The organism is Escherichia sp. E2586 (assembly GCF_005781105.1).
Taxonomy (GTDB): domain Bacteria; phylum Pseudomonadota; class Gammaproteobacteria; order Enterobacterales; family Enterobacteriaceae; genus Escherichia.
This window is the reverse complement of sequence record NZ_VATN01000057.1, coordinates 1-2,530: the sequence shown is the minus strand read 5'-3', so window position 1 is coordinate 2,530 and position 2,530 is coordinate 1. Positions and strand designations below refer to the sequence as shown.

At 48.0% G+C, this 2,530-nt stretch carries 1 protein-coding gene, 3 pseudogenes and 1 other annotated feature; all 4 genes and pseudogenes read right to left on the bottom strand.

The annotated features are described in order from the left end of the window. Nucleotides 1-762: pseudogene (locus FEK50_RS24050) on the bottom strand (IS3 family transposase); the annotation flags it as partial. Beyond that, nucleotides 365-481 (bottom strand) — a sequence feature (AL1L pseudoknot). It overlaps the preceding pseudogene by 117 nt. A gap of 145 nt (nucleotides 763-907) precedes the next feature. Further along, nucleotides 908-1,471: pseudogene (locus FEK50_RS24280) on the bottom strand (inovirus Gp2 family protein). A 63-nt stretch (nucleotides 1,472-1,534) separates the two neighbouring features. Further along, a pseudogene (locus tag FEK50_RS24030) lies at nucleotides 1,535-1,860 on the bottom strand (DEAD/DEAH box helicase); the annotation flags it as partial. Between the two features lie 139 nt (nucleotides 1,861-1,999). Then, nucleotides 2,000-2,527: an inovirus-type Gp2 protein gene (locus FEK50_RS24025; RefSeq protein ID WP_135524350.1), complete on the bottom strand. Its 528-nt coding sequence runs from the start codon at nucleotides 2,525-2,527 to the stop codon at nucleotides 2,000-2,002. Nucleotides 2,528-2,530 lie beyond the last annotated feature (3 nt).

Genomic DNA, 2,530 nt, shown 5'->3' with positions numbered 1-2,530 from the left:
CGCTCTGAACTCCGGGCACACCGTAAGTAAAATCAGCCACCCACAACTGGTCAGGACGTTCTGCCACAAACTGACGGTTTACGCGGTCGCCTGCGGCAACGGCTTTCCGGCTGACGGTAGTGCGGACCTTTTTACCCCGGAGAACACCGGCAAGTCCCATAACCGCCATGAGACGTGCCACAGTGCATCTGGCCACTCTGATACCTTCCCGTAACAACTGACGCCAGACTTTACGCACACCGTATACCTTGTGATTTTCATCGTATACGCGCTGTATCTCTTTCTTCAGCCAGTCATCGCGCTGCGCACGGGCACTGCGTTTATCAGGATGATGTCGCTGTTGCTGACAGTGGTAATACGTTGACGGGGCAATATGTAGTTCACTGCATACCGGTCCGACCCCGTACAGCTTACGCAGCTTATCCAGCAGTGGCATCACTTTTTCCAGAGGCGGTCGAACTCCACCTTCGCAAAATAAGCGGAAGCCTGGCGAAGGATATCGTTACTGCGGCGCAGTTCACGATTTTCACGTTCCAGCTCTTTCAGACGCTGACGTTCAGCGGTGGTGAGCCCGCCATCACCGCCTCCGGTATCCCGCTCATGCTGGCGAACCCAGACGCGCAGAGTCTCTGGCGTACAGCCAATCTTTGGAGCAATGGAACAAATTGCCGCCCATTGTGAGTCATATTCGCCCTGACTTTCCAGAACCATACGAACTGCCCGTTGACGGACTTCGGGGGAAAAACGAGTATTTTTAGTCATCCTGTTTACCTCTTTCTCAGGAAGTTTAGTCTCCAGGATTCCCGGGGCGGTTCATTGCAAGGACACACTTTTGCCAGAGGGCGTTACAGGAAAGCTTAACGTTTGATTCTGTATACATAATAAATCACCTTGCAGTTACAATAGGTCAAAAACCGCTGTAGCCAAAGTTACGCTGGCCTGATGCTTTAGTGTCGAGCTTCGTCAAATAATCCAGACGTGCCAATAAGTGCTGGTGCTGCTCAGGGAAATCAGGATCGTTAATATCCAGGATGTAACGTCCATTAGTAGGGAAATGAACTAATCCCTGGTGATCTTCCAGTTCCAACCCTAAGGCGCTGTACCAGGCTCCGGTAATTAACCCTCTCAGGGTGTCAGAGCGCTCATAGTCTCCCAGGTGGTAATAGGCGTCTTTGTTAAACAACAGGCAGACGTGATAATGACATTTAAAGGACTGTGTATATTCTTTCGCCCAGATAATACAAACCGACGTTGCGTAGGTGCGTTTGCCTTATTGTTTTTTACGGTGCTGATCTGCATTAATTTTCGCATTCAGCGAGTTACGGAAACGAGATATCTCTCCGGGGATCAGGTTAGGGAAACAGGTAATGGTATCCCCGTTGTCAATCACAGGAGGGTAATGGAGATCCACCCGTATTGCTGTTATTCTGGAAGTATTTTTAATATTCGTATTGATAGTTCTCAGAGATATATCACACTCTAGATATTTTAATTAAGTATCAGTTCGATATCGGCATATTGTACACTACCTCAGGTAGATGATGAGATCAGATACAGGGATCAACTGACGGTGAACGCAGTCCCCACATTTTATCCAGGGCTTACTGCATATTCCCAACAGCCATTCGTTAGCCAGGTAGACGAATACCCTTTCCGCTGGTTTTGCTTTCCCATCGAAGGGCCCATACATCATCACGCCCGCGAAACAACCGACGAAATAATGCAACCTTCTCGTCGGTGGATAATACGAAAACGCACTGCACAGGGCTCTGCGGTTTACGTCACCATTCAATCCCATGAGCTTCAAGTTATGCTTGCCCTTAGTGCAGCTAATTCATCACTGTCAGATTTATGAACTATATGCGTTATCTGTACCTGCCCCACGGGGTACCACCACAGAAGATGAAGTGTCATAGTCCCCTGCGCTGAGGACAAAGCTACGCATTAACGACAAATCCACGCGATAACTTACGATGGTTCGGGCATAAGCCCCCGTAATTCAGTTATGTCGTGGTCGGCCCCGGTTACTTTTTTCGGGAAGCCTGCTACGGCCCAGAATAATACCGTGTTCTTTCTGATCCTGTTTAGCCAGATAGCTAAGGGCGTAACGTAAGTCGTCTACCGCAGACTTATCACTATAGTGAATCACGTGATCGATACGCACCGGGTATTTATCTTTAGCCCGGCACAGATGAAAATAACCCTCCCCTTCCGTGATCCGCCTCCAGATATCTCCCAGTTGCCTGGATATCTGATAAGAGTTCTTGTGACGTTGTCCATCCAGATAGCCGATAAAATGAATATGAAGCCCTTTGTCTGGTGTATATTCCATTACCCAGTAATATCCTGCCAACATCGTTTGGTTTTCGCTAAGTAAGCGGTATATTTCCATACACATACTGTGCTTACAGGAATGCCCGAAACTGGGCGTGTCTTTCCTGTAGGCAAAATCAATTCTGAAAGGTAACAGTTTAGAAAAACGTTGAAACAGACCTTCCATGTGTTCATTTGTAGTGGCATAGTAAATTTG